This is a genomic window from Halothiobacillus sp. (assembly GCF_028710545.1).
In the GTDB taxonomy this organism is placed as follows: Bacteria; Pseudomonadota; Gammaproteobacteria; order Halothiobacillales; family Halothiobacillaceae; genus Halothiobacillus.
This window is the reverse complement of sequence record NZ_JAQTTX010000003.1, coordinates 46,524-66,028: the sequence shown is the minus strand read 5'-3', so window position 1 is coordinate 66,028 and position 19,505 is coordinate 46,524. Positions and strand designations below refer to the sequence as shown.

Here is a 19,505-nt window from a genome sequence, read left to right as displayed (position 1 = left end):
AGGGTAATTGCCGAGATTGAGTTTCCGCTCCGCCTTGCGGGCAAAAGTGCCGCCGATTCACACCTACCGATCGGCGGCATTGTTTTGTCTGCTGTTTTTTATCGGCCACAGCACCTTTGCTGCAACATTGCCGTCCATCGTCGATGAAGCCAGTGGCCTGACCCGCTCACCGCAACATGTTGGTGTCTATTGGACGCATAACGACAACATCAACCTGCCGGCTTCCTCTAAAAAAGGTGTGCCACTCCTGTTCGCCATCAACGCCGATGGCAAATTGCTGAGTACACTCAAGCTCGATGATGTTCGGCAACGCGATTGGGAAGCCATCACCCACCTTGATCTGGATGGCAAACCGACGCTCGTGATCGGTGATATCGGCGACAATCGCGGCACTTGGCCGGATTATCGGCTGTGGTTTGTGCCAGAACCCGTTGCGCTCAAAACCAATATCACCCAGAGGCCAACGGCGCTCATCCGTTTTCGTTACCCCGATCAAGCACCCGCACCGCGACGCCAAGGCGGCTATAGCGGCGGCCACGATGCCGAATCGCTCGTGTTTGATGCGCAAAACAACGAGTTTTTGCTGCTCACCAAACGCGAGAAACCGGCACGGCTGTTTGCTATCCCGTTGGCATCACGCGTGAACCTGAGCGACCGCAAGCCCATCAGCGCACAGGAGAAAAAAGCAGCGGTCGTCACAGCGCGATTCATTGCCAATTTACCCACGCTGCCCGCCCCCGATCTCGTCAGTTGGCTGCTGCATCCATTCACCAGCCCGTACGCCGATCAACCCACAGCCATGGCGCTCGCGCCCGATGGCCGCCTGTTGGCGATCCTAACCTACAGCGCGGTGTATTACTTCTACCGCAGGGCAAACGAGGATTGGCACGCGGCACTACAAAAGCCGTTCGCATCCGTGTCCTTGCCATCAATCGATCAATGGGAAGGCGCCAGTTTCAGCGCGGATGGTAAAAACCTGATAGCGGTAAGAGAGGGTCTGGGAGAGCGCACGATCATGACGCTTCCAGCGCCCGAACCCGCACAATAGCAAGTCCCGAGCTTTTTCCCCAATGCAACAAGATTAATCGGGCGCGAGAAGTGGCACATAATCCGGGACAAAAGTGCCACCAGCCGAGAAGGGTTTATTCTCGTCAATCAGGGTGGGCACAATGCCCACGCCATAAGTGAAATCCCCCACTGTGGTATTGATGGGGCGATCAGTTACCACCTCGCCCACCACATAGGGTGTGCCGTTTTGATGGGTATAAGCATTTGCTTCGTCGCGGAAATACTGTAAGGACGCCGGTGTTTTATCAAATACGTCTTTACCAAAATCAAAGCGTTGAGTGACCGCCACCTCGCGATAACGCCGGGCTGCTTCGAGTGCATCCGCCCGAGTGGGCAAGAACAATTCGGGCAGAATCCGTTTGGCCGAATCCAGATACGCACCCTTTGCGGTAAATTCCCGGATCAGCGCCAGTCGCTGCCGCTGGGCCTGCCCAATCGCCACGACATTTTTGGTGGCAATGGCCGCGTTCAAATCTGGCCAATCCTGCGAATACCCTTGAGCCGTGCTGATTTTTTGCGCTAAAAACGCATCGACAGTGGCAGGCATGTCGCCATAAAGCGAGATACCCACCACATGATCCAGAAAGAAGCGGAATTCGCCTTGTTGCGCGTATTGATTCACCGGCTCCGGCATGGTGAGTGTGCCGGGCGTTTGGTTTGCGCTGGCATTCGAGTTGGCTTTGAACCCCAGGTAATTCATCTCGCCCCAGCCCGCATTGCCATTTAATTTGCGTGGCAGCGCCCAGGTCGAATCGATCGTGTTGCCCGTACCGGAGGTGAATACGGGGTTCTGGCCCACATCCGATTGGCGCACATTGCTGGAATGACAACCCACGCATTGGGTCAACTCGGAGGGGGTTTGCGGTCGCAGTTCGCCTTTGGCATCCTCGATAAAACCGCCGATGATCCAGCCGGTCCCGTTCTCAATCCAGCCATCCGTCCGGCTGGCATAAACCGGCGCGGACTCTTCCTTCAGGGTGTTGCCAAACTCGGCGGGATACCATTCGTGCAATTTGATCATCCAGCGGACTTCCTTGACCCGTTGCGCGCGTGTGCCCGGAAAGGGGCTGATGGCAGGATTGCTGCCATCGGCCTGAACATCCACATAATGCAAGGGGTGCGCGAACTCGGTGCCCAGCGGATATTGACCCCGAACAATCTCGATATTGCTGGCCGCGCCGACATAATGCGTTTGCTCCGACGTGAGTCGGTTCTGGATATTCGCGGCTACCCGATCCAGATTTTCGGCATAGGTCGCGGTCGAAAACGCACCGCTGGCGGTCTGCATGAACACCTTGGGCAGGCGGATATAAATGCCAGAAACGCTACCCGCCAGCGGGGTGAATATGCCATAGGGCATAAAGTTCACCGCGCGCCAACCCGTCATTAAGCCTTGCTCATCCTGGAACAGGCTACCTGCTGGATTATTCGTGCGTACAAACCCATCGGCTTTAGCGGGCAGGTCATCTGGGTTTAAGCTGGGGAACACGCGAAACGGTGAATCCACACCCGCATCCCAGGAGGTCAGAGCGCCCAGTGCCGCGCGCTTGGCAAAGGCCGCTTGCCAGTTGTTTTGGCGAATATAGGTTTGCATGTCCCAGTCGGCCGCATTGGCGCCCAGTGCGGCAACGGCCGTATGTAACACTTCAGGCTTTAACGTGTTCATCCAGGGGTTAATACTGGAATTCACCACCTGCGGATAATCGAATACGCCAAAAGCATACTCGGCTTGCAGGTTACCGATGTTGGGGTTCAGCCCAGCCTGCGGATTGTTGTTGCCTAGTTTGAGTGCAGCCACGCCGTTGGTATGGCAAAACAGGCAGGCATTTTGCGTACCGCCGCCGGTTTCAATAAAACACTGCGCGGGAATATGCGCGTGCGGGTTGGCGAAGGAGGCGCGGCTAATGTACTCCCCGAGCAGCGGAAGTTGCTGCGCCGTGGGATTTGGTGCAGGTGGTTGGGGGGACTGCGGTGTTGATGAGCCCCCGCCGCCACAGCCGACCAAGCCTATGGTAATGAGGCTCGCAAGGGATAAATAGCGCAGCGTTTGGGTGGTATTCTGCATGATGAAATCCTATTTTTTCAATAGAAATCAGATAATTGATTGCTGGTGAAAAAATAAGGCCAGAGTCATTCCGGCCCTATACCCCGCCTTGCGGCAGGGCGTTTGAACCCGACTTATTTCTTGGGTGCAGTGATTGCGGGCAGGCCACCGATGTAACCCACATCCGCTTGCAGGTAGTAATTCAATGTACCAACACTATTAACGCCGAAGAGTTTTTCGGCCTCAGCTTTGAGCTTCGTGGTCAGGTTGGCATCTTGGCTCTTGATCCAGTCGCCTTGGTGTTGCGTGTTGCTCATGATGTAAGCATAACCACCAATATCGTCCACGATCTGCAAGCCGGTGGCCTCGGCGCCCGCCGCTGTGGACAAAATCCGTGAGAGTTTTTGGCTGTCGACGTTATAGGCCCAGACAAAATTGTTCACGTGGTTACCTGAGTCTTCGCCAACAAACAATGTACGCATCGGCTCGGAGTAGAACAGGTTGTCAGTGTTCGCAATGAAGTTCACATCTGCCGTATTACCGTTGGCATCCGCAACAATCGGTTTGCCGAGCAGCATCGGCTCCACATAAGCCTTGGTGGCAACATAGGCTGAGTTGATCGGGTTGCCCGCTGTATCCTTTTGATTGGCCGCCAGATCGAAGGTGTAAGTCGCACCCGCCGCGTTGCCCGCAGCACGGATGTCATCGACCGGGCCACCATCGTTAGTCAACATCGAAGATTGGATGTAACTGATGGCGTAGTACATTTTCTTGTCTTTTTCATTGAACGCCACGCCTTCACCCTTGGTGAATTCTGTGGTTGCCCCCAAGTAGGCCGCATAGCGCCGTGTTTCCAGGAAAGCGGCTGCCTGTTCCATACCGGGCTTGAGCTTGATCCAGACGGTTTCAGCAGAACCAGCACGGGTCGGAATGTAACCGGGTGTATCCGTTAAGGCGATTTCGAAAATATCGTTGATCGTGATGTTGCTATCAACGATGGCCTTGATTTCATCGTAGGTGCCGTGACCCAGTTTGACCCAGGAGATATTGGCGCCAGGTCCATCCGCTCCGTCAGCTGAGGTTTGATTCCACTTGGCTGCGTACACGGTGCCGCCTGCTTTCGGGTTGTTGGCTACATCGCCCACGAACATGAACAAACCAGCGTAGGCGCCATCGTCGCCATAAATCGCGGTGCGGCCATCTGCCGCCCAGCGCGCCAATTCCCAGGTACCGCGGCCCATTTCATAATGCTTGGTGACGTCATAGCTGCCGTCTTTTTTAACCGCGACCTCAACGGGAAAGCCATACTGATACGGATTTGCCGTTTGCGTATTATTGAAATACACCTCAGTCAGGGCTTTTAAGCCAGCCGCCGTCGTGGTGTATTTTTTCTCGCCAGGCACGAAGTAAAGATCATAATCTTCCTCGCCACCCATATGGGTATTCCATGGTGTGGGGCCGCCCGCGCAGAAAATCCAACCGCCTTTGACGCTCGCAAAATCAACCGGCTGCTGGCTGACCACCGATAATGTTCCATCCTTGTCCTGATTTATGGACGACAGGCTCATCTCCATCGGCATACGGCTGTACCAACCGGCTGCTTTGTATGATTTTTGTCCATCTGCAAGAATACTGTCGTATTCCCAGTGGGTTACCATGAACAGATTGCCGTCCACGTTCAAAAGACTGTTGGCATCCGGCGTTTCGGCAATGACCGGAGCGCCATTTGGATCCATGATGGGCTTCATGTCCATATCATACAGTTGGCCGGCAGCCTGCTTGCTGCCATTGACGGTTGCAACCTGATCGGTGTTTTTGAACAACCGGTTGTACGTCAATGGAAAATCTTTGGTGCTGCCATCGCTGTACGTCACTGTCGCTACCGATTTGGTATAGGTCGTCAAGTGCTCGGCATCCGTGCTTGCTACCGGTGTCGCCGAGAAGGTAACGCCGGTTGCAGTAGGTGCCGGGGTGGTAGGTTCAGGCGTTGTGCTAGCGGTTGTGTCGTCCGAGCTATTGCAACCAGCCAAACCAACTGAGAGGACGCCGGCAATGGCCAGCGCGAGGATATTCTTGTTCATCGTTGAGGCTCCAGGAATTATTTTGCATTCAATATCAAGCCAAAATTGGCTTGTGGAGCGCGACTTTAGGGAGCTTCGATGAAGCGTGGGTGACACCGGGATGAACCTTAGATTAAGGTTAAATGCAAGTAATAATTACTAGCCGTTAAATCTATTTGCCCGGGTTTTGGTAAGTCTGAACATCAGCAACCCTGTTTTTACTCGCCAGTTCATGGCTGTCGCAACGAAAAAAACCTCTTCACTTTTTATTTCATAAATGTATTATCTATTTATGAATAGAATCGCCCATCAAGTGTCTGTACTACGTATCAGCGCCATCGGCGCTGTGTGCGCGCTGCTGGCTGCATGCGCCGATCCGTCGGGCATCCTGCCGCACGCTCGGCCCACGACAGTCGATCAGCTGAACCTGAGTTCGGGCTTGTCCCACCAAACTGATGAAGAAGCCAGCGCCAGCAAGGCAAAGGCATGGTGGCACGCATTGCACGACCGGCAGCTCGACGCGCTGATGATGCAGGCACTGACGCACAACCCCGATCTCGCCATTGCTCGGGCGCGCATCCGGCAGGCGGAAGGATTGAGTGAAGCCGCCGGGGCTGTCGAACGACCGCGCGCTGATCTGGATGCCCACGTCGGCAGGGCACACTGGACCAACAACCAGTTCTTCCCCCCGCCATTTGGCGGCAGCACGACCTGGGACAATGGCTTCAATCTTTCCGCCAGCTACGCTCTGGATTTATGGGGGAAGAATCGGGCGATCGCTCAGGCGGCCGAAGATCGCCTCAAGAGCAGTGTCGAGGCCAGAAATGCCGCCGCTTTGCTGCTTTCGAGCCAGCTGGTGGGCGCGTATCTGCACTATGCCGCCGATGTTGCGCTGTTGCGAACGGCCACCGAACGCCAGGCTGAAGCCGACCGGGCCGTACAGATCGAACAGATTCGCCTCGATCACGGCCTGACGGATGCGGCTCATCTGTATGATGCCCAACTGACCGCCGCCCGCGATCAGGAAGAGGTAGCCACCTACTCGGGAGACCTGCACCTGCGTGCCGAGCAGATTGCCGTCCTAACCGGGCGGGGTACGGCGACAGACACCCCGCTGCAACCGCCGACGGTCTTATTGGGCGATGACTGGTCGGTACCGCATGATGTACCGGCGAACCTGATCGGCAGCCGCCCGGACGTCCGCGCCCGACGCCTGCAAATGGAAGCGGCCGCCCGGGACATTCACGTCGCTCGGACGGCGTTTTACCCGGATATCAACCTTGCCGCGTATCTGGGCGGACTTGCGGCTTCCGGCGGTTTTTCGCGTTTCCTGCAATCGAATTCAGCGCACTATGGCGTCGTTCCTGCACTCACTCTGCCCATTTTCGAAGGTGGGCGGCTGCGCGGACAGTTGCGCGCGCGCACCGCTGCCTACGACGAAGCCATCGCCGAATACAACAAGACGCTGCTCACCGCCTTGCAGCAAACGGCCAGCGCCCTGACGCAACTCCACACGCTTGCAGAACGCCGTGCAGCATTGAACGACGCACGACGCGCCGCCGATGCCGAGGCGAAACGCGCCGAACAGCGCTTTGCCGCAGGGCTGACCAATCGTCTTCCCGTGCTGGCCGCCCGACAATCCGTGCTCAATCTGGAAGCGCAACGCATTTCGCTGAATGCCGAGGCCAGCGCCGCGCTCGCTCAGTTGTACGCTGCGCTCGGCGGAACCGTTCTGCCCCACACCCTGCCCCATGCTTCACAAGGAGTCACCGGATGACCAAACCAACACCTGCCGCAAAACTGGCAAAGAGCTTTGCGCCAGCAGACGCCCGCCTCGCCCTGACGGCGAAACGTTTTCCCGCTTTCGATCGGGAAACCGTCACCCTCGCGCGACTGACCAACTTCGTCGCCAAGGGCCTCTCCAATCATGCCAACCGTGCCCTCAAACACCATGGATTGAATCACACCGGCTACGCCGTCATGGTCATGCTTTTCGGCTCGATCGACCAGACGCTGACACCCTCGCAACTGGTAGATGCCACCCATGAAAAATCCGCAAACATCACCCGTATTTGCGACGATCTACTGCGTCAAGGCCTGATTTCCCGCGAAGTCGATTCCGTTGATCGCCGCAAGGTACAAGTACGCTTAACGACGGCCGGCGAGAAACGGATCACTGAAGTTCTCCCTGATGTCGTCACGGTAACCCGAAACAATTTCGCCCTGCTGGACACAGCGGAACGCCTGCAACTCGACTATCTGTTGCGCAAGGTCATCGAAGGGCAGGAACAGATGCCGTGAATCCAGAACCGTCACAGTCCGCGCTCATCGGGCGGCAACGCCTGGTCGCCTTGCAGAACTTCTTCAAGGAAGAGGCGGCAAGCTGGCTGTTCGTGCTCAAAACGTTAATCGCCGCGCTGATTGCCCTCTGGCTGGCCTATCGACTGGAACTGGAATCACCGAAGACAGCGGTCGTTACCGTATTTATCGTCATGCAGGCCCGAACGGGGATGGTGTTGGCGAAAGGCTTCTACCGCGCCCTGGGCACGATTATTGGCAGTGGCGTGGCACTGCTGCTTGTGGCTGCTTTCGCACAGGAACGGGTTATGTTCCTGATCGGGCTGGCGATCTGGGTTGGCATGCTGACGGCGGGTGCAACGATCTATCGCAACTTTCAGTCCTACGCCTTCGTGCTGGCGGGCTACACCGCATGTCTGGTCGGCTTGCCCGCCGCCATGGACCCCAATGCCGCATTTGATATTGCCGTCACGCGGCTCACCGAAGTCTTGCTTGGCATCCTGGTCGCCAGCACCATCAGCGGACTTGTCTTCCCGCTTTCGATACGCGAATTGTTGCTATCGGCCGCACTCAAGCGATTCGCAACCTTTGCGAACTCATCGGGTCGAGCGCTCAGTTTCGGGGTGCCTACTGAGGAATGGGGCAGCCTGCACCTGAAGGCGATCAACGAAATTGTCACGCTCGACAGCTACCGTTCCGTCGGGATTTTCGACAACCCTAAAACCCGCCTGCAAAACCAGACCATTCTGCGCATGAGCGCCGATCTGATTGCCGCCGCCAGCACGCTGCACGTTCTGAACCGACACATCCTGCGGCTCAACGACCCCAGCATGAATGCCGTCCGCGAAGCGCTCGATCCTCTGCTGGCCACTGGCGTGCGGCTACTGCAAACCCATGTTCCGACATCGGCCTTTGAAGCACAGCAACTCATGTCGTATATCGGCGAGTGGCAGGCCGAGATACAGAAACACAAATCCAGAATCCTGGCAGAAAACACGTTCTCGCCCGAACAACAACTCGCCTTCGATACGGCACTGATGCTGCTCGAACAGTTTATCGATGAATTCCGGCACTATGGGCGCAGTCACTCGGCCCTGCAGGACGCACGAATCATTGAGGATGATGACCAGGCGCCACCTCTGATTCAGCATGGTCGCCACGCCACGGATTTCTCACAACCCCTGATCGCGGGATTGCGCACCGTGTTGATGCTGGGTGCGATGTCGGTGTTCTGGATCAACTCGGCATGGCCCACCGGCGTTCTGGCGCTCACCATCGCCGTTGTCGTCAGCGCCCTGTTTTCCACCGCTCCGAACCCAGCCAAGATGGTTTTCCAGTTGTGGCAGGGGATTGCCCTCTCGTTCGTCGCCGCCTTTGCCTTCCAGTTCATGGTGTTGCCCAATCTGCATGGATTCACGCAATTGACGTTCGGGCTGATACCGTTTCTGGCCTTCGCCGCCTATTTGATGACCCGCCCGAAATGGGGTGCAATCGGAGTAGGCTTCGGGATGTTTTTCAGTACCTTGGCCATTCCGGACAATGTCACCCAATTCAACTACGCCGGGCTATTGAACAGCGGGATCGCCCTGCTGGTCTCGGCCACGATCGCGGCACTCGCCTTCTTGACCGTCATGCCCATGGGCAACCAGTTGTCGCGCTATCGCATGATGCGGGCACTGAATCGACAGCTGATCGTCGCCTGCCTGAACCCGCTGACCGGTCTGCGCCCGCAGTTCGAACGCGATTCCCGCGAATTGCTGCGGCAGATCGCCGGCATGCGTGGTTTCAACACAGCCAAAGATCGCGCCACATTGACCGATGCGCTGACCATCCAGGAACTGGGCAGCGCCGTCCTTGAATTGCGCACGCTGCTCGGACAGCCCCATTCGCTCGATGCCGCCCGACTGTCGTCCGTTCAAACGGCCATTTCCGCCTTGGCCCGGTTTTACCGCCATCGAAATCAGCGCAATTTGCGCGCGCTTCGGCAGGCATTCAACAACGTCATCCCACAGGTATTCGACCAAGTATTCGACAACAAGGGAAAAGAGCCGACATCCAATGACCGGAAAATCCAGATTTACCTGCACCTGATTCAACTTCAGGTTCAAGCCATCCCGGATATCGACCGTCCTGCCGCCCCCGAGCCGGAAGTGAGCAAGGAGGTGGCCGGTTATGCCGCGTGAAATTCCGTTGTTCGATGCGCTGATACCGACGTTGCTGCTCATCCTGATCGGCAGCGCCCTGATCTACGTGCTGATCGATCAACTTCTGCGTGATGTCGATTGGGATCGTTTTGTCTGGCACCCGGCCCTGTTCCGGTTTGCCCTGTTTGTGATTTTGTTCAGTGGCCTTGGGCTATGGTGGTACTCATGAAACACGCTGCGGTCGGCCGCTTTGTTTTAACCAGCTTGATTGTCGGAATCGCCGTCTATCTGGGGTACCAATTATGGCTGCGCTACATGGATTCTCCGTGGACACGGGATGGTCGGGTGCGGGCGAATATCGTGCAGATCACGGCGGATGTCGGCGGCCGCGTGGTTGCGGTTCCGGTACGCGACAACGAATTCGTCCACCGGGGCGATGTTCTGTTTGAAGTGGACCCGGCGCGCTACCAGCTGGCACTCGCCAACGCAAAAGCACACCTCACGGCGACGCGTGCAACCCTTGAAATGAAGCGGCAGCAGGCCAAACGACGGGTCGCCCTCGATCCTGAAGTGGTGTCCGCCGAGCAGAATACCGACACGCAGATCGCCGCACGGGAAGCTGAGGCAGCCTACGACCAAGCCAAAGCCGAACTGGATCTCGCCAAACTCAATCTTGAGCGCGCCACCGTTCGCGCGCCGGTCAACGGCTATGTCACCAACCTGTTGTTGCGCCCCGGTGATTACGCCGCCGTCGGCGCACCCAAAATGGCCATCGTCGATGCCGACTCGTTCTGGGTATACGGTTATTTCGAGGAAACGCGTTTGCGGCACGTTCAAGTGGGCGATCCGGCACGGGTGACCTTGTTGGGGCACACCAAGGCCATCAGCGGGCGGGTCGCCAGCATTGCCTACGCGATTGCAGATCGGGACAATCCGGTCGCGCCGGACCTGACGGCAGACGTCAACCCGGTATTCAACTGGGTACGCCTCGCAAGCCGGATTCCCGTACGCATCAAGCTGGAAAAGATTCCCGCGAGCGTCCACATTGCAGCGGGCATGACCTGTACGGTGGTCATAAAACCACGACATGGAAACGAAGCAAAGGATGCTCCGAAAGTTAAGGCGTCAACGCCCGGATAATCACCGGCACATTGGCCTCGCCGTCAGACACCCAGATATCGCCATCCTGAATACTGACGGACAGATGCATCCCTCGGCCTGCCAGTGCAGTCAGCGCGGCAAGCGACTCGTCATCAATGGAAAAGACACGTAGGTTGTCCAGCCGTGCAAACTCGCGCACGGATTTTTCCCACCACACCGTCACGCCCCGGCCACCGTAAGCGTAAACCAACACCTGCTTCGCCCGCCCGCAGGCCTTGCGTAGACGGCGCTCGTCCGGCAAGCCCACTTCGATCCACAACTTGATACCCCCCGTGAGATCTTTCAGCCAGAGATCCGGCTCATCATCTGCCGATAGCCCGCGCGTGAATTGCAGCAATTCCTGTGCATTCAGCGCAAAGGCCAGCACGCGGAGCATCATGCGCGATTCGGTTTCCGAGGGATGCAAGGCCAGCGTCAGGTGATGGCTAAGGGGCCTCTGCACGAATCGATGGTGCCTCTGGCTTACGGGTTTGTTCGCAATCAAGGCGCCGACTCGAAGATGGGCTCATTGCCCATCGAGAGGCGGCAACACAGAGTGCGGGCAAACCCGCAAGCCCCGTCCGGGCGGGCCGCCAAGGGCCCGTCTGCAGCGTTGCGGCGCTTGTGAATGGCGACGGCCATTCCCTGCGCACCGCGCCTTGCATCTGGGCCCTTGGCGGTCCCGCAGAGACACTATCGATTCCTGCAGAGACCCCTTAGATAATACGACCGATCCATATCAGAAATATCGAGATCGACTTTGTAGACGGTCGCTTTTTGCGCCATGACGGAAGAATCCTGTGTTTATTCGACGACGCGTCCGCGCAGCTGCTTGGTCTGACCGCGTTGCACCTTTTTCGCCAAGCGTTTTAATTGCGCACTGCGGGTGGGTTTGGTCGGTTTACGCGGTTTGACGGGGCGGGTCGCCTGCGTCACAAGGGCTTGCAAGCGCGCCAGTGCATCGGCGCGGTTCTTGTCCTGACTGTTGAATCGTTGCGCCTTGATCACGATCACGCCCTCGCGACTGATGCGCGAATCGGAGAGTGCCAAGAGTTTTTCTTTGATTTCATCGGGTAAAGATGAAGCATGAATATCGAAGCGCAGATGGATCGCCGTTGAGACCTTGTTGACATTTTGCCCTCCCGAACCCTGCGCCCGGATGGCCGTGAACTCGATCTCGGCAGCGGGAATGGGGGGATGAGTCATCAAACAAAACCTGCAAAAGTCCTTCGCGGAAACCCGGCGCACTATAACAGGTATCACCACATCGAACCGTGCTAACGCCAAGCTGGCGTCAGCCCGCCCGCTCGACCGGACGGTTAAGTTACACCCTGACCCTGGCGAGCAATTTCCCGATCCAGCAGCCGGTGCGACCACAAGCCACCGAAGGGGATCAATGCCGCGAAAAAGACCACCGCCCCCTTGGCCGCAGCCAAACGTCCGGCGAATACGCTGGTCAGCAATACCCCCATTGTCCAAAGAAACAACGCCCCGTGGATGGGTCCGACTACCTGGACGGCCAAAGGAAAGTTCAAACCGTATTTGATCGGCACGGCAATGAGCACCAAGGCGATCAGGGAAGCACCTTCCACCAGGGTCATCAGGCTCAAATGGCGCAACAAGCGCGAAACGGGAGATTTCCCGGCCTTGGAAGGAATAAAAGACATGAGCGCACCTCGTGATTAATAATATTTTTTTATGTTATATCATAAAAAAACAACAAATCAATTTACTCAGGTTTACCCTTGCAAATAAGCGGCCAGAACTATCCCATTGAGCAGCAATGCCGCGTTGTTATTCAACAACACAAATTAGCCATACTACGCAGTTAATCAGCCATAAATTTAACCGGCGGCAACACGACGGGCGTACCCTTCACGGATCGGTCGAGCGGGGCTTCTTCCCACAGAGGCCGTGTTTATCTATGTTTCTTTGTTATACCAGGAGCTCAATATGATCAACGATACCGTCGTCGAGCTGTCGCGCTGGCAATTTGCCGCCACGGCGCTCTACCACTTCTTGTTTGTGCCACTCACACTGGGGCTTACTGTGTTCCTCGCGGCGTTGGAAACAGTGTATGTGGTCACCGGCAAGCCGATTTACAAGGAAATGACGCAATTCTGGGCCAAATTGCTGCTCATCAACTTTGCCCTCGGTGTCGCCACCGGCCTCACGATGGAGTTCGAATTCGGCACCAACTGGTCATTCTATTCCGGCTTCGTTGGCGATATTTTCGGTGCGCCCCTGGCCGTTGAAGGCCTGATGGCCTTCTTCATGGAATCGACCATGATCGGCCTGATGATCTTCGGCTGGGACCGACTCTCCCGCGGGCAACATCTGATCGTGACCTACCTTGTCGCACTGGGCTCGAACCTGTCGGCACTGTGGATTCTCGTCGCCAACGGCTTCATGCAGGACCCGCAAGGAGCCGTGTTCAACCCCGTCACCATGCGAATGGAACTGGAAAGTTTCACTGCGCTGATTTTCAGCCACGACGCACAAGCCAAATTCGTGCATACCAGTATTGCCGGTTATGTGACCGCCGCGATCTTCGTTGCCGGCGTGAGTGCCTTCTACCTGCTGCGCAAACGGCACATGGAACTGGCCAAGCGTTCGTTCCGGATGGCAACGATCTTTGGCGTTCTGTCCACCATCGGGGTAATCACCTTGGGTGATGCACTCGGTTTTGTCGGCGCGCATGCACAACCGGCCAAAATTGCCGCAATGGAAGCCATGTGGAAAACGGAAGAAGCGCCAGCGCCGTTTAATCTCATGGCGTGGCCGAATCAGGAGAAGCAGGAGAACAGTTGGGCCATCCAGATTCCCTATCTGCTCACGCCACTTTTGACGCATACCATGGATACGAAAATTCCGGGTATCGCAGAGATCGAGGCCAGTAATGCCCTCCGCATCAAGAGCGGCATCCAGGCGGTAGAAGCGCTGAAGATTCTCTCCAGCAATCCAAGCGATGCGGCGGCCATGGCTCAGTTCAAGGCGCATGAGCAAGACCTCGGTTACGGCTTTTTGGTCAAGCGCTACGCGCCTGAGCAGGATGTAAGCAAAGCGACCGATGCGGACATCGCCCTCGCCGCGAAAGACACCATCCCGGATGTCTTCGCCATCTACTGGACGTTCCGCATTATGGTGGGCTTTGCCTTCCTGATGCTCGCCTTCTTCATTTTCGGCGTGATCTACTCACTGCGTAACGACGTCGAGAACCATCCTCTTTTCCTGCGCTTTTCGCTCTGGCTGATCCCGGTCCCGTTCCTCGCCTGCGAGATGGGCTGGCTTACGGCCGAGCTGGGTCGCCAACCGTGGACGGTCTACAACCTGCTGCCGACCTGGATGTCGGCCTCGAGCCACAGCGTGAGTTACATGGTGTTCTCGTTGATCGGGTTTGTCAGCCTGTATTCGATCTTCATCATTATCGAAATGTACCTGATGGTACGCGCGATCAAGCAAGGGCCCGACGATCATCACGCGGTGCAAAAGCAAGATAAGAACACGTCGTCAGGTGGCTCGGTATTGGGTGGCAACTATGCCCCCGTTCATGCCAAGACGCTCGTGAACGAACAATCCAAAGAGGTGTGAGATGGATTTATATCTAGGCTTGAAAGTTTTGTGGTGGCTGCTCTTGGGCGTGCTGCTACTGGGGCTGGCCGTTATGGTCGGTATGGATATGGGCGTGGGCGCACTGCTGCGCATCATCGGCAAGACCGATCTCGAACGCCGGAGCATGCTCAACGCCATCGGCCCGCACTGGGACGGTAATCAGGTGTGGTTCATCCTGGGCGGCGGGGCGATTTTTGCGGCCTTCCCGCTCATCTATGCCACGGCGTTTTCCGGTTTGTATGTCGTCATGCTGCTCCTGCTGTGGAGCATGATCATGCGGCCGCTCGCCTTCGAATACCGTTCGAAAATTCCGACCGAAGGCTGGCGAAACATTGCCGACTGGGTATTCCTGATCTCCGGCGCGCTGCCGATGATCATCTATGGCGCGGCCATGGGCAACATGCTGCAAGGCGTACCCTTCCACTTCGACTGGGATCTGCGCTCGTACTACACCGGCAGCTTCATCAGCCTGTTCAACCCGTTTGCGATCCTTGCAGGCCTGCTTTCTCTCGCGCTTGCCATGTACATGGGCGCAACCATGATGGTTATCAAAACCGAGGGCGTGCTTGCCGAACGGGCGCGGGCGGCGGGTTCATTTGCCATTCTGGTCGCAATTGTGTTGTTCGCGATCGGCGGGGTGTGGATCAGCATGATGCCCGGCTTCGTTCTGACCCATTCGGTCGACCCGGCATTGGCGCAGACGCCCCTCACCCAAACCGTTGAACTCGTCAAAGGCGGCCTGCTGGCCAACTACAAGGCCATGCCCATTCTGTGGGTCATCCCGGTTATCGGCTTTGCAGGCATGATCATCGGTGGCCTGCTGCTGCGCGCGCATCGCCCCGCCATCGCATGGTGGTTTGGCGTTCTGGCGTGGGTAGGTGTACTCGGTGCAACCGCGATCAGCCTGTTCCCGTTCCTCATGCCATCAAGCACCAATCCAAGTCAGAGCCTGACCATCTGGAACTCGATTTCCAGTGAAACCACCCTTTTGTGGATGACTGGCTTCTCGGCCGTGTTCGTACCCTTGATCCTCTGGTACACCAGCTGGGCCTTCTACGTGATGCGCGGCAAGGTGGATGCGGGCAAGATCGAGAAAGATCCGCACGCTTATTGATCCCGGGCTGAAATTTACGGAGAAAGAATATGAAGACGATTGGTTATTTCCTGCTGTTTTTTGTGCTGGCCATGATCGTGATCTTCCTTGTGATCGTGATGGGCGAAGCCGCCCCCTGGTACTTCGCCTGGATCATCGGCACCGGGTTGTTGATTTTGACCTCTGCCGCCGCGGGTTTTCTCTTCGACACGCAAGAGGAAAAATCCAAAGGCACGCCACAGTGACCTGCGACGTGCTTCTGATCTGAAGCACACCAAAGCCTACGAAAGCCCCCCGGTCATGCCGGGGGTTTTGTTTGCTTCAATGCACAACAATCAGTGCAGGACGGCACGGCCTAATCATACCGGCTGCGGTCATTGCGGCAACTACTCATGTTGCTGGGCCTGCATATTAAGCATTATTTATCAACCGGTTGGAGCTTAACCCAATGGCATTGCCCCTGCCCTCCTTACAGAAGGGTGGATTTGAGGGTTCAGTGGTCGAGTAACCGGGCGAGATACCGTCCGGTGTGAGATCCAGTCACTTTTGCCACGGTTTCCGGTGTGCCGCTGGCGATGATTTTTCCACCGCCGCTGCCGCCTTCGGGGCCCAGATCCACGATCCAGTCGGCGGTTTTGATGACATCGAGATTGTGTTCGATGACAACGACGGTGTTGCCCTGATCGCGCAGGCGGTAGAGCACGGCGAGCAGTTGTTCGACGTCGGCGAAGTGCAGGCCGGTGGTTGGTTCATCGAGAATATAGAGCGTGTTGCCGGTATCGCGTTTGGAAAGTTCCTTGGCGAGTTTGACGCGCTGGGCTTCGCCGCCGGAGAGGGTGGTGGCGTTCTGGCCGAGCGTGAGGTAGCCCAGGCCTACGTCGAGCAGGGTGGTGAGTTTGCGGTGCAGGGCGGGCACGGCATCGAAGAAGGGCGCGGCGTCTTCGACGGTCATGGCGAGCACGTCGCTGATGGTTTTGCCTTTGTAGCGGATATCCAGCGTTTCGCGGTTGTAGCGTTTGCCGTGGCAGACATCGCAGGCAACATACACATCGGGCAAAAAATGCATTTCTACCTTGATAACGCCATCGCCCTGGCAGGCTTCGCAGCGACCACCTTTCACATTGAACGAGAAACGCCCCGGTGTGTAACCGCGTGAGCGGGCCTCTTGCGTGCCGGCGAACAATTCACGAATCGGCGTGAACAGACCGGTATAGGTGGCCGGATTGCTGCGCGGCGTGCGGCCGATGGGGGATTGGTCGATATCGATGACCTTGTCGAGCTGATTGAGATGTTCGATGTGCTCGAAGGGGGCGGGGCGGGTGCTGGCACCGTTCAAATCACGCGCGGCAATCAGATACAGCGTGTCGTTGATCAGCGTCGATTTGCCCGAGCCGGAAACGCCGGTAATGCAGGTCAAAAGCCCCAGCGGGATTTCCAGCGTGTCGCCGACAAGGTTGTTGCCGCGCGCGCCATGGAGTTTGAGCCAACGTTCGGCTTCGGGCGCCACGCGTTTGGGCACGGTGATTTTTTTCTTGCCGGAAAGATACGCGCCGGTGAGCGAATCGGGGTTGGCGGCGATTTGTTCGGGCGTGCCCTGTGCCACGATCCGACCGCCATGCACGCCCGCGCCGGGGCCGATGTCGAGTACGAAATCCGCGGCACGGATGGCGTCTTCGTCATGTTCGACCACGATCACGGTGTTGCCGAGTTCGCGCAGATGATTGAGGGTGCCGAGCAAGCGGTCGTTATCGCGCTGGTGCAGGCCGATGGAGGGTTCATCGAGAATGTAGGTGACGCCCACCAAGCCCGAGCCGATCTGGCTTGCGAGGCGGATGCGCTGGGCTTCGCCGCCGGAGAGCGTTTCGGCCGAGCGATCCAGCGAGAGATAAGTCAGGCCCACATCGTTCAAAAATCCCAGCCGCGCGCTAATTTCCCGCACGATGCGCCCGGCGATCTCACCGCGCGCGCCCGGCAGATCGAGGGTTTGAAAAAACGCGAGCGCCTCGCTGATCGAGCGATGGGTAATGGCGGGCAGGTTTTCGTTTTCGATAAAGACATTCCGCGCCGCCAGGTTCAGGCGGGTGCCGCCGCAACTCGGGCAGGCGCTCTCGGAAATATATTTTGCCAGTTCTTCGCGCACCGCCTGCGAATCGGTTTCCCGGTAACGACGATCCATATTGGGCAGCACGCCTTCCCAGGGGTGATCCTTGGTGCTGGCCTTGCCTTTGGGATCGAGGTAAGTGAAGGTGATTTTTTCGCGGCCACTGCCCTGCATGATGGAGTTTTGAATCTCGATCGGCAGATCCTGCCAGGCCGTGTCTAAATCAAAACCATAATGTTTCGATAGCCCGAGCAGGAGCTGGTAATAGTAGACATTGCGCCGGTCCCAGCCGCGAATGGCACCTGCGGCCAGTGAGAGTTCGGCATTCACGATCACTTTTTGCGGATCGAAAAACTGCTTCACGCCCAGGCCGTCACAGGTCGGGCAGGCACCGACGGGGTTGTTGAACGAGAACAGGCGCGGTTCGAGTTCAGCCAGGGCATAGCCGCAGATCGGGCAGGCGTGCTTGGCGGAGAACGTGTGGATAGTGCCATCATCCATATTGACGACAAAGGCGCGCCCATCGGCGAGGCGCAGCGCGGTTTCGAAGGATTCGGCCAGGCGCAGACCGATATCCGGGCGGATTTTGACGCGATCAACCACGACTTCAATCGTGTTTTTGCCTTTCGGATCGAGTGCTGGAATCTCATCGATTTCATACACGGTGCCATTGATGCGCACCCGCAAAAAGCCCTGCGAACGCCATTCATCGAAGAGCTTGTTATGCTCGCCCTTGCGGTTCTCGATGACCGGCGCGAGCAGCAGCCAGCGTGAATCTTCTGGCAGCGCCAGCACATGATCGACCATCTGCGAGACGGTTTGCGCAGTGAGATCGACGCCATGTTCCGGGCAGCGGGGAATGCCCGCGCGGGCGTAGAGCAGACGCAGATAATCATAGATTTCCGTCACGGTGCCCACGGTCGAGCGCGGATTGTGCGACGTGGTTTTCTGTTCGATCGAAATGGCGGGCGAAAGCCCTTCGATGTGATCCACATCCGGCTTGTCCATCATCGAAAGGAACTGCCGCGCGTAGGCCGAGAGCGATTCGACATAACGGCGCTGACCTTCGGCAAACAGCGTGTCGAAGGCCAACGATGACTTGCCCGAACCGGATAACCCCGTGATCACGATCAGCGCATCGCGCGGCAGATCGACATCGATATTCTTCAGGTTGTGCGTGCGAGCGCCGCGAATGCGGATAAACGGATCGGCCATGGGAATCCAGAAAAGTCAAAAGTGAATGAAAAGGGCAAGTGATTTATAGTACGGACTTTAGCGCGTTGCCGAAACTGTCGGGCACCGCCATTGTAATCGCAAGAGGAACATACGGATGGCCAGTCGTGGAATCAACAAAGTCATTGTCCTGGGCAATCTCGGGAAAGACCCGGAAGTTCGCTACATGCCGAGCGGCGGGCAGGTAACGAACATTACCGTCGCCACTTCCGAGACCTGGAAAGATAAAGACAGCGGTGAACAGAAGGAAAACACCGAGTGGCACCGCATTGTATTCTTTGGCAAGTTGGCAGAGATTGCAGGCCAATACTTGAAAAAAGGTGGGCAGGTCTACGTGGAAGGCCGTCTGCAAACCCGCAAATGGCAAGGTCAGGATGGACAAGATCGTTACACCACCGAAATCGTCGCTAACGAGATGCAAATGCTGGGCGGACGTGGAGGTTCGGGTGGCTCCGGCGGCGGCCAGCAAGAATCGGGCGACTATGAAGACGATGGCTATAGCAACACACCGCCTGCACGTGGCGCCGGTCGTGCCGCCGCGGCACCTGCGCGCCCGTCAAGCGGCAACCGCGACAACTACGGCGCCCCGCCACCGCCTCCACGCGCCCCGGCCAAATCCGAGCCGAATTTTGTGGATGATGATATCCCGTTCTAAAATGCACCTTAATCTAGATCTGTAAAGAGATTTTATGCAACGTATTGTTTTGGGTTG

General features: G+C 57.1%; 17 protein-coding genes. 10 read left to right on the top strand and 7 right to left on the bottom strand.

Going from position 1 to position 19,505, the window contains the following annotated elements; translation table 11 throughout:
• Positions 1 to 16 precede the first annotated feature (16 nt).
• Positions 17 to 1,048, top strand: coding sequence for a hypothetical protein (locus PHD44_RS01050; RefSeq protein ID WP_300187043.1), 1,032 nt, complete (start codon positions 17 to 19; stop codon positions 1,046 to 1,048).
• A gap of 33 nt (positions 1,049 to 1,081) precedes the next feature.
• On the opposite strand, the gene PHD44_RS01045 is transcribed toward PHD44_RS01050, so the two are convergent.
• Positions 1,082 to 3,133, bottom strand: a complete 2,052-nt coding sequence (locus tag PHD44_RS01045; RefSeq protein WP_300187040.1) for a hypothetical protein — start codon at positions 3,131 to 3,133, stop codon at positions 1,082 to 1,084.
• Positions 3,134 to 3,246: 113 nt separating this feature from the next.
• Entirely contained in the window at positions 3,247 to 5,193 is a 1,947-nt protein-coding gene (locus tag PHD44_RS01040) for an alkaline phosphatase PhoX (protein ID WP_300187037.1), read from the bottom strand.
• Between the two features lie 271 nt (positions 5,194 to 5,464).
• Between PHD44_RS01040 and PHD44_RS01035 the strand changes: the two genes are divergently transcribed.
• Genes PHD44_RS01035 through PHD44_RS01015 form a run of 5 tightly spaced genes read left to right on the top strand, consistent with a single transcriptional unit; the run spans position 5,465 to position 10,754 of the window.
• A complete protein-coding gene (locus PHD44_RS01035; RefSeq protein WP_300187035.1) occupies positions 5,465 to 6,949 on the top strand; it encodes an efflux transporter outer membrane subunit in 1,485 nt (494 codons plus the stop codon).
• Positions 6,946 to 7,473, top strand: a complete 528-nt coding sequence (locus tag PHD44_RS01030; protein ID WP_300187032.1) for a MarR family transcriptional regulator — start codon at positions 6,946 to 6,948, stop codon at positions 7,471 to 7,473. Before PHD44_RS01035 ends, PHD44_RS01030 begins: the two co-directional genes overlap by 4 nt.
• Positions 7,470 to 9,653, top strand: a complete 2,184-nt coding sequence (locus PHD44_RS01025; RefSeq protein WP_300187029.1) for an FUSC family protein — start codon at positions 7,470 to 7,472, stop codon at positions 9,651 to 9,653. The genes PHD44_RS01030 and PHD44_RS01025 overlap by 4 nt, the downstream gene beginning before the upstream one ends.
• A complete protein-coding gene (locus PHD44_RS01020) occupies positions 9,643 to 9,843 on the top strand; it encodes a DUF1656 domain-containing protein (RefSeq protein WP_300187026.1) in 201 nt (66 codons plus the stop codon). Before PHD44_RS01025 ends, PHD44_RS01020 begins: the two co-directional genes overlap by 11 nt.
• The gene (locus PHD44_RS01015; protein WP_300187023.1) at positions 9,840 to 10,754 is read left to right on the top strand and encodes an HlyD family secretion protein; all 915 of its coding nucleotides are present in this window, start codon (positions 9,840 to 9,842) and stop codon (positions 10,752 to 10,754) included. The genes PHD44_RS01020 and PHD44_RS01015 overlap by 4 nt, the downstream gene beginning before the upstream one ends.
• Here PHD44_RS01015 and PHD44_RS01010 read toward each other — a convergent pair.
• From PHD44_RS01010 to PHD44_RS00995, 4 genes are all read right to left on the bottom strand, one after another.
• Positions 10,732 to 11,217, bottom strand: coding sequence for a YaeQ family protein (locus tag PHD44_RS01010; protein ID WP_300187021.1), 486 nt, complete (start codon positions 11,215 to 11,217; stop codon positions 10,732 to 10,734). The genes PHD44_RS01015 and PHD44_RS01010 overlap by 23 nt on opposite strands.
• Positions 11,218 to 11,447: 230 nt before the next feature.
• Positions 11,448 to 11,540: a YaeQ family protein gene (locus PHD44_RS01005; RefSeq protein ID WP_300187017.1), complete on the bottom strand. Its 93-nt coding sequence runs from the start codon at positions 11,538 to 11,540 to the stop codon at positions 11,448 to 11,450.
• A gap of 18 nt (positions 11,541 to 11,558) precedes the next feature.
• Positions 11,559 to 11,960 carry an alternative ribosome rescue aminoacyl-tRNA hydrolase ArfB gene (gene arfB, locus PHD44_RS01000; protein ID WP_300187014.1) on the bottom strand — a complete coding sequence of 134 codons (402 nt, stop codon included), beginning with the start codon at positions 11,958 to 11,960 and terminating at the stop codon, positions 11,559 to 11,561.
• 113 nt (positions 11,961 to 12,073) lie between these two features.
• Positions 12,074 to 12,421, bottom strand: a complete 348-nt coding sequence (locus PHD44_RS00995) for a DUF3817 domain-containing protein (protein ID WP_300187011.1) — start codon at positions 12,419 to 12,421, stop codon at positions 12,074 to 12,076.
• A gap of 286 nt (positions 12,422 to 12,707) precedes the next feature.
• Here PHD44_RS00995 and PHD44_RS00990 point away from each other — a divergent pair, with 286 nt between their 5' ends.
• The 3 genes from PHD44_RS00990 to PHD44_RS00980 are packed head-to-tail and all read left to right on the top strand — an operon-like array spanning position 12,708 to position 15,704.
• Positions 12,708 to 14,345, top strand: coding sequence for a cytochrome ubiquinol oxidase subunit I (locus PHD44_RS00990; protein WP_300187008.1), 1,638 nt, complete (start codon positions 12,708 to 12,710; stop codon positions 14,343 to 14,345).
• A gap of 1 nt (position 14,346) precedes the next feature.
• Positions 14,347 to 15,480 carry a cytochrome d ubiquinol oxidase subunit II gene (gene cydB, locus PHD44_RS00985; protein ID WP_300187005.1) on the top strand — a complete coding sequence of 378 codons (1,134 nt, stop codon included), beginning with the start codon at positions 14,347 to 14,349 and terminating at the stop codon, positions 15,478 to 15,480.
• A gap of 29 nt (positions 15,481 to 15,509) precedes the next feature.
• Entirely contained in the window at positions 15,510 to 15,704 is a 195-nt protein-coding gene (locus PHD44_RS00980) for a hypothetical protein (RefSeq protein ID WP_298219370.1), read from the top strand.
• Between the two features lie 248 nt (positions 15,705 to 15,952).
• Here the strand turns inward: PHD44_RS00980 and uvrA are convergent, their stop codons facing one another.
• Complete coding sequence (uvrA, locus tag PHD44_RS00975) at positions 15,953 to 18,775, bottom strand: excinuclease ABC subunit UvrA (RefSeq protein ID WP_300187002.1); 2,823 nt, start codon at positions 18,773 to 18,775, stop codon at positions 15,953 to 15,955.
• 115 nt (positions 18,776 to 18,890) lie between these two features.
• Here uvrA and ssb point away from each other — a divergent pair, with 115 nt between their 5' ends.
• Positions 18,891 to 19,448 carry a single-stranded DNA-binding protein gene (gene ssb, locus PHD44_RS00970; RefSeq protein ID WP_300186999.1) on the top strand — a complete coding sequence of 186 codons (558 nt, stop codon included), beginning with the start codon at positions 18,891 to 18,893 and terminating at the stop codon, positions 19,446 to 19,448.
• The last annotated feature ends 57 nt before the right edge of the window (positions 19,449 to 19,505 follow it).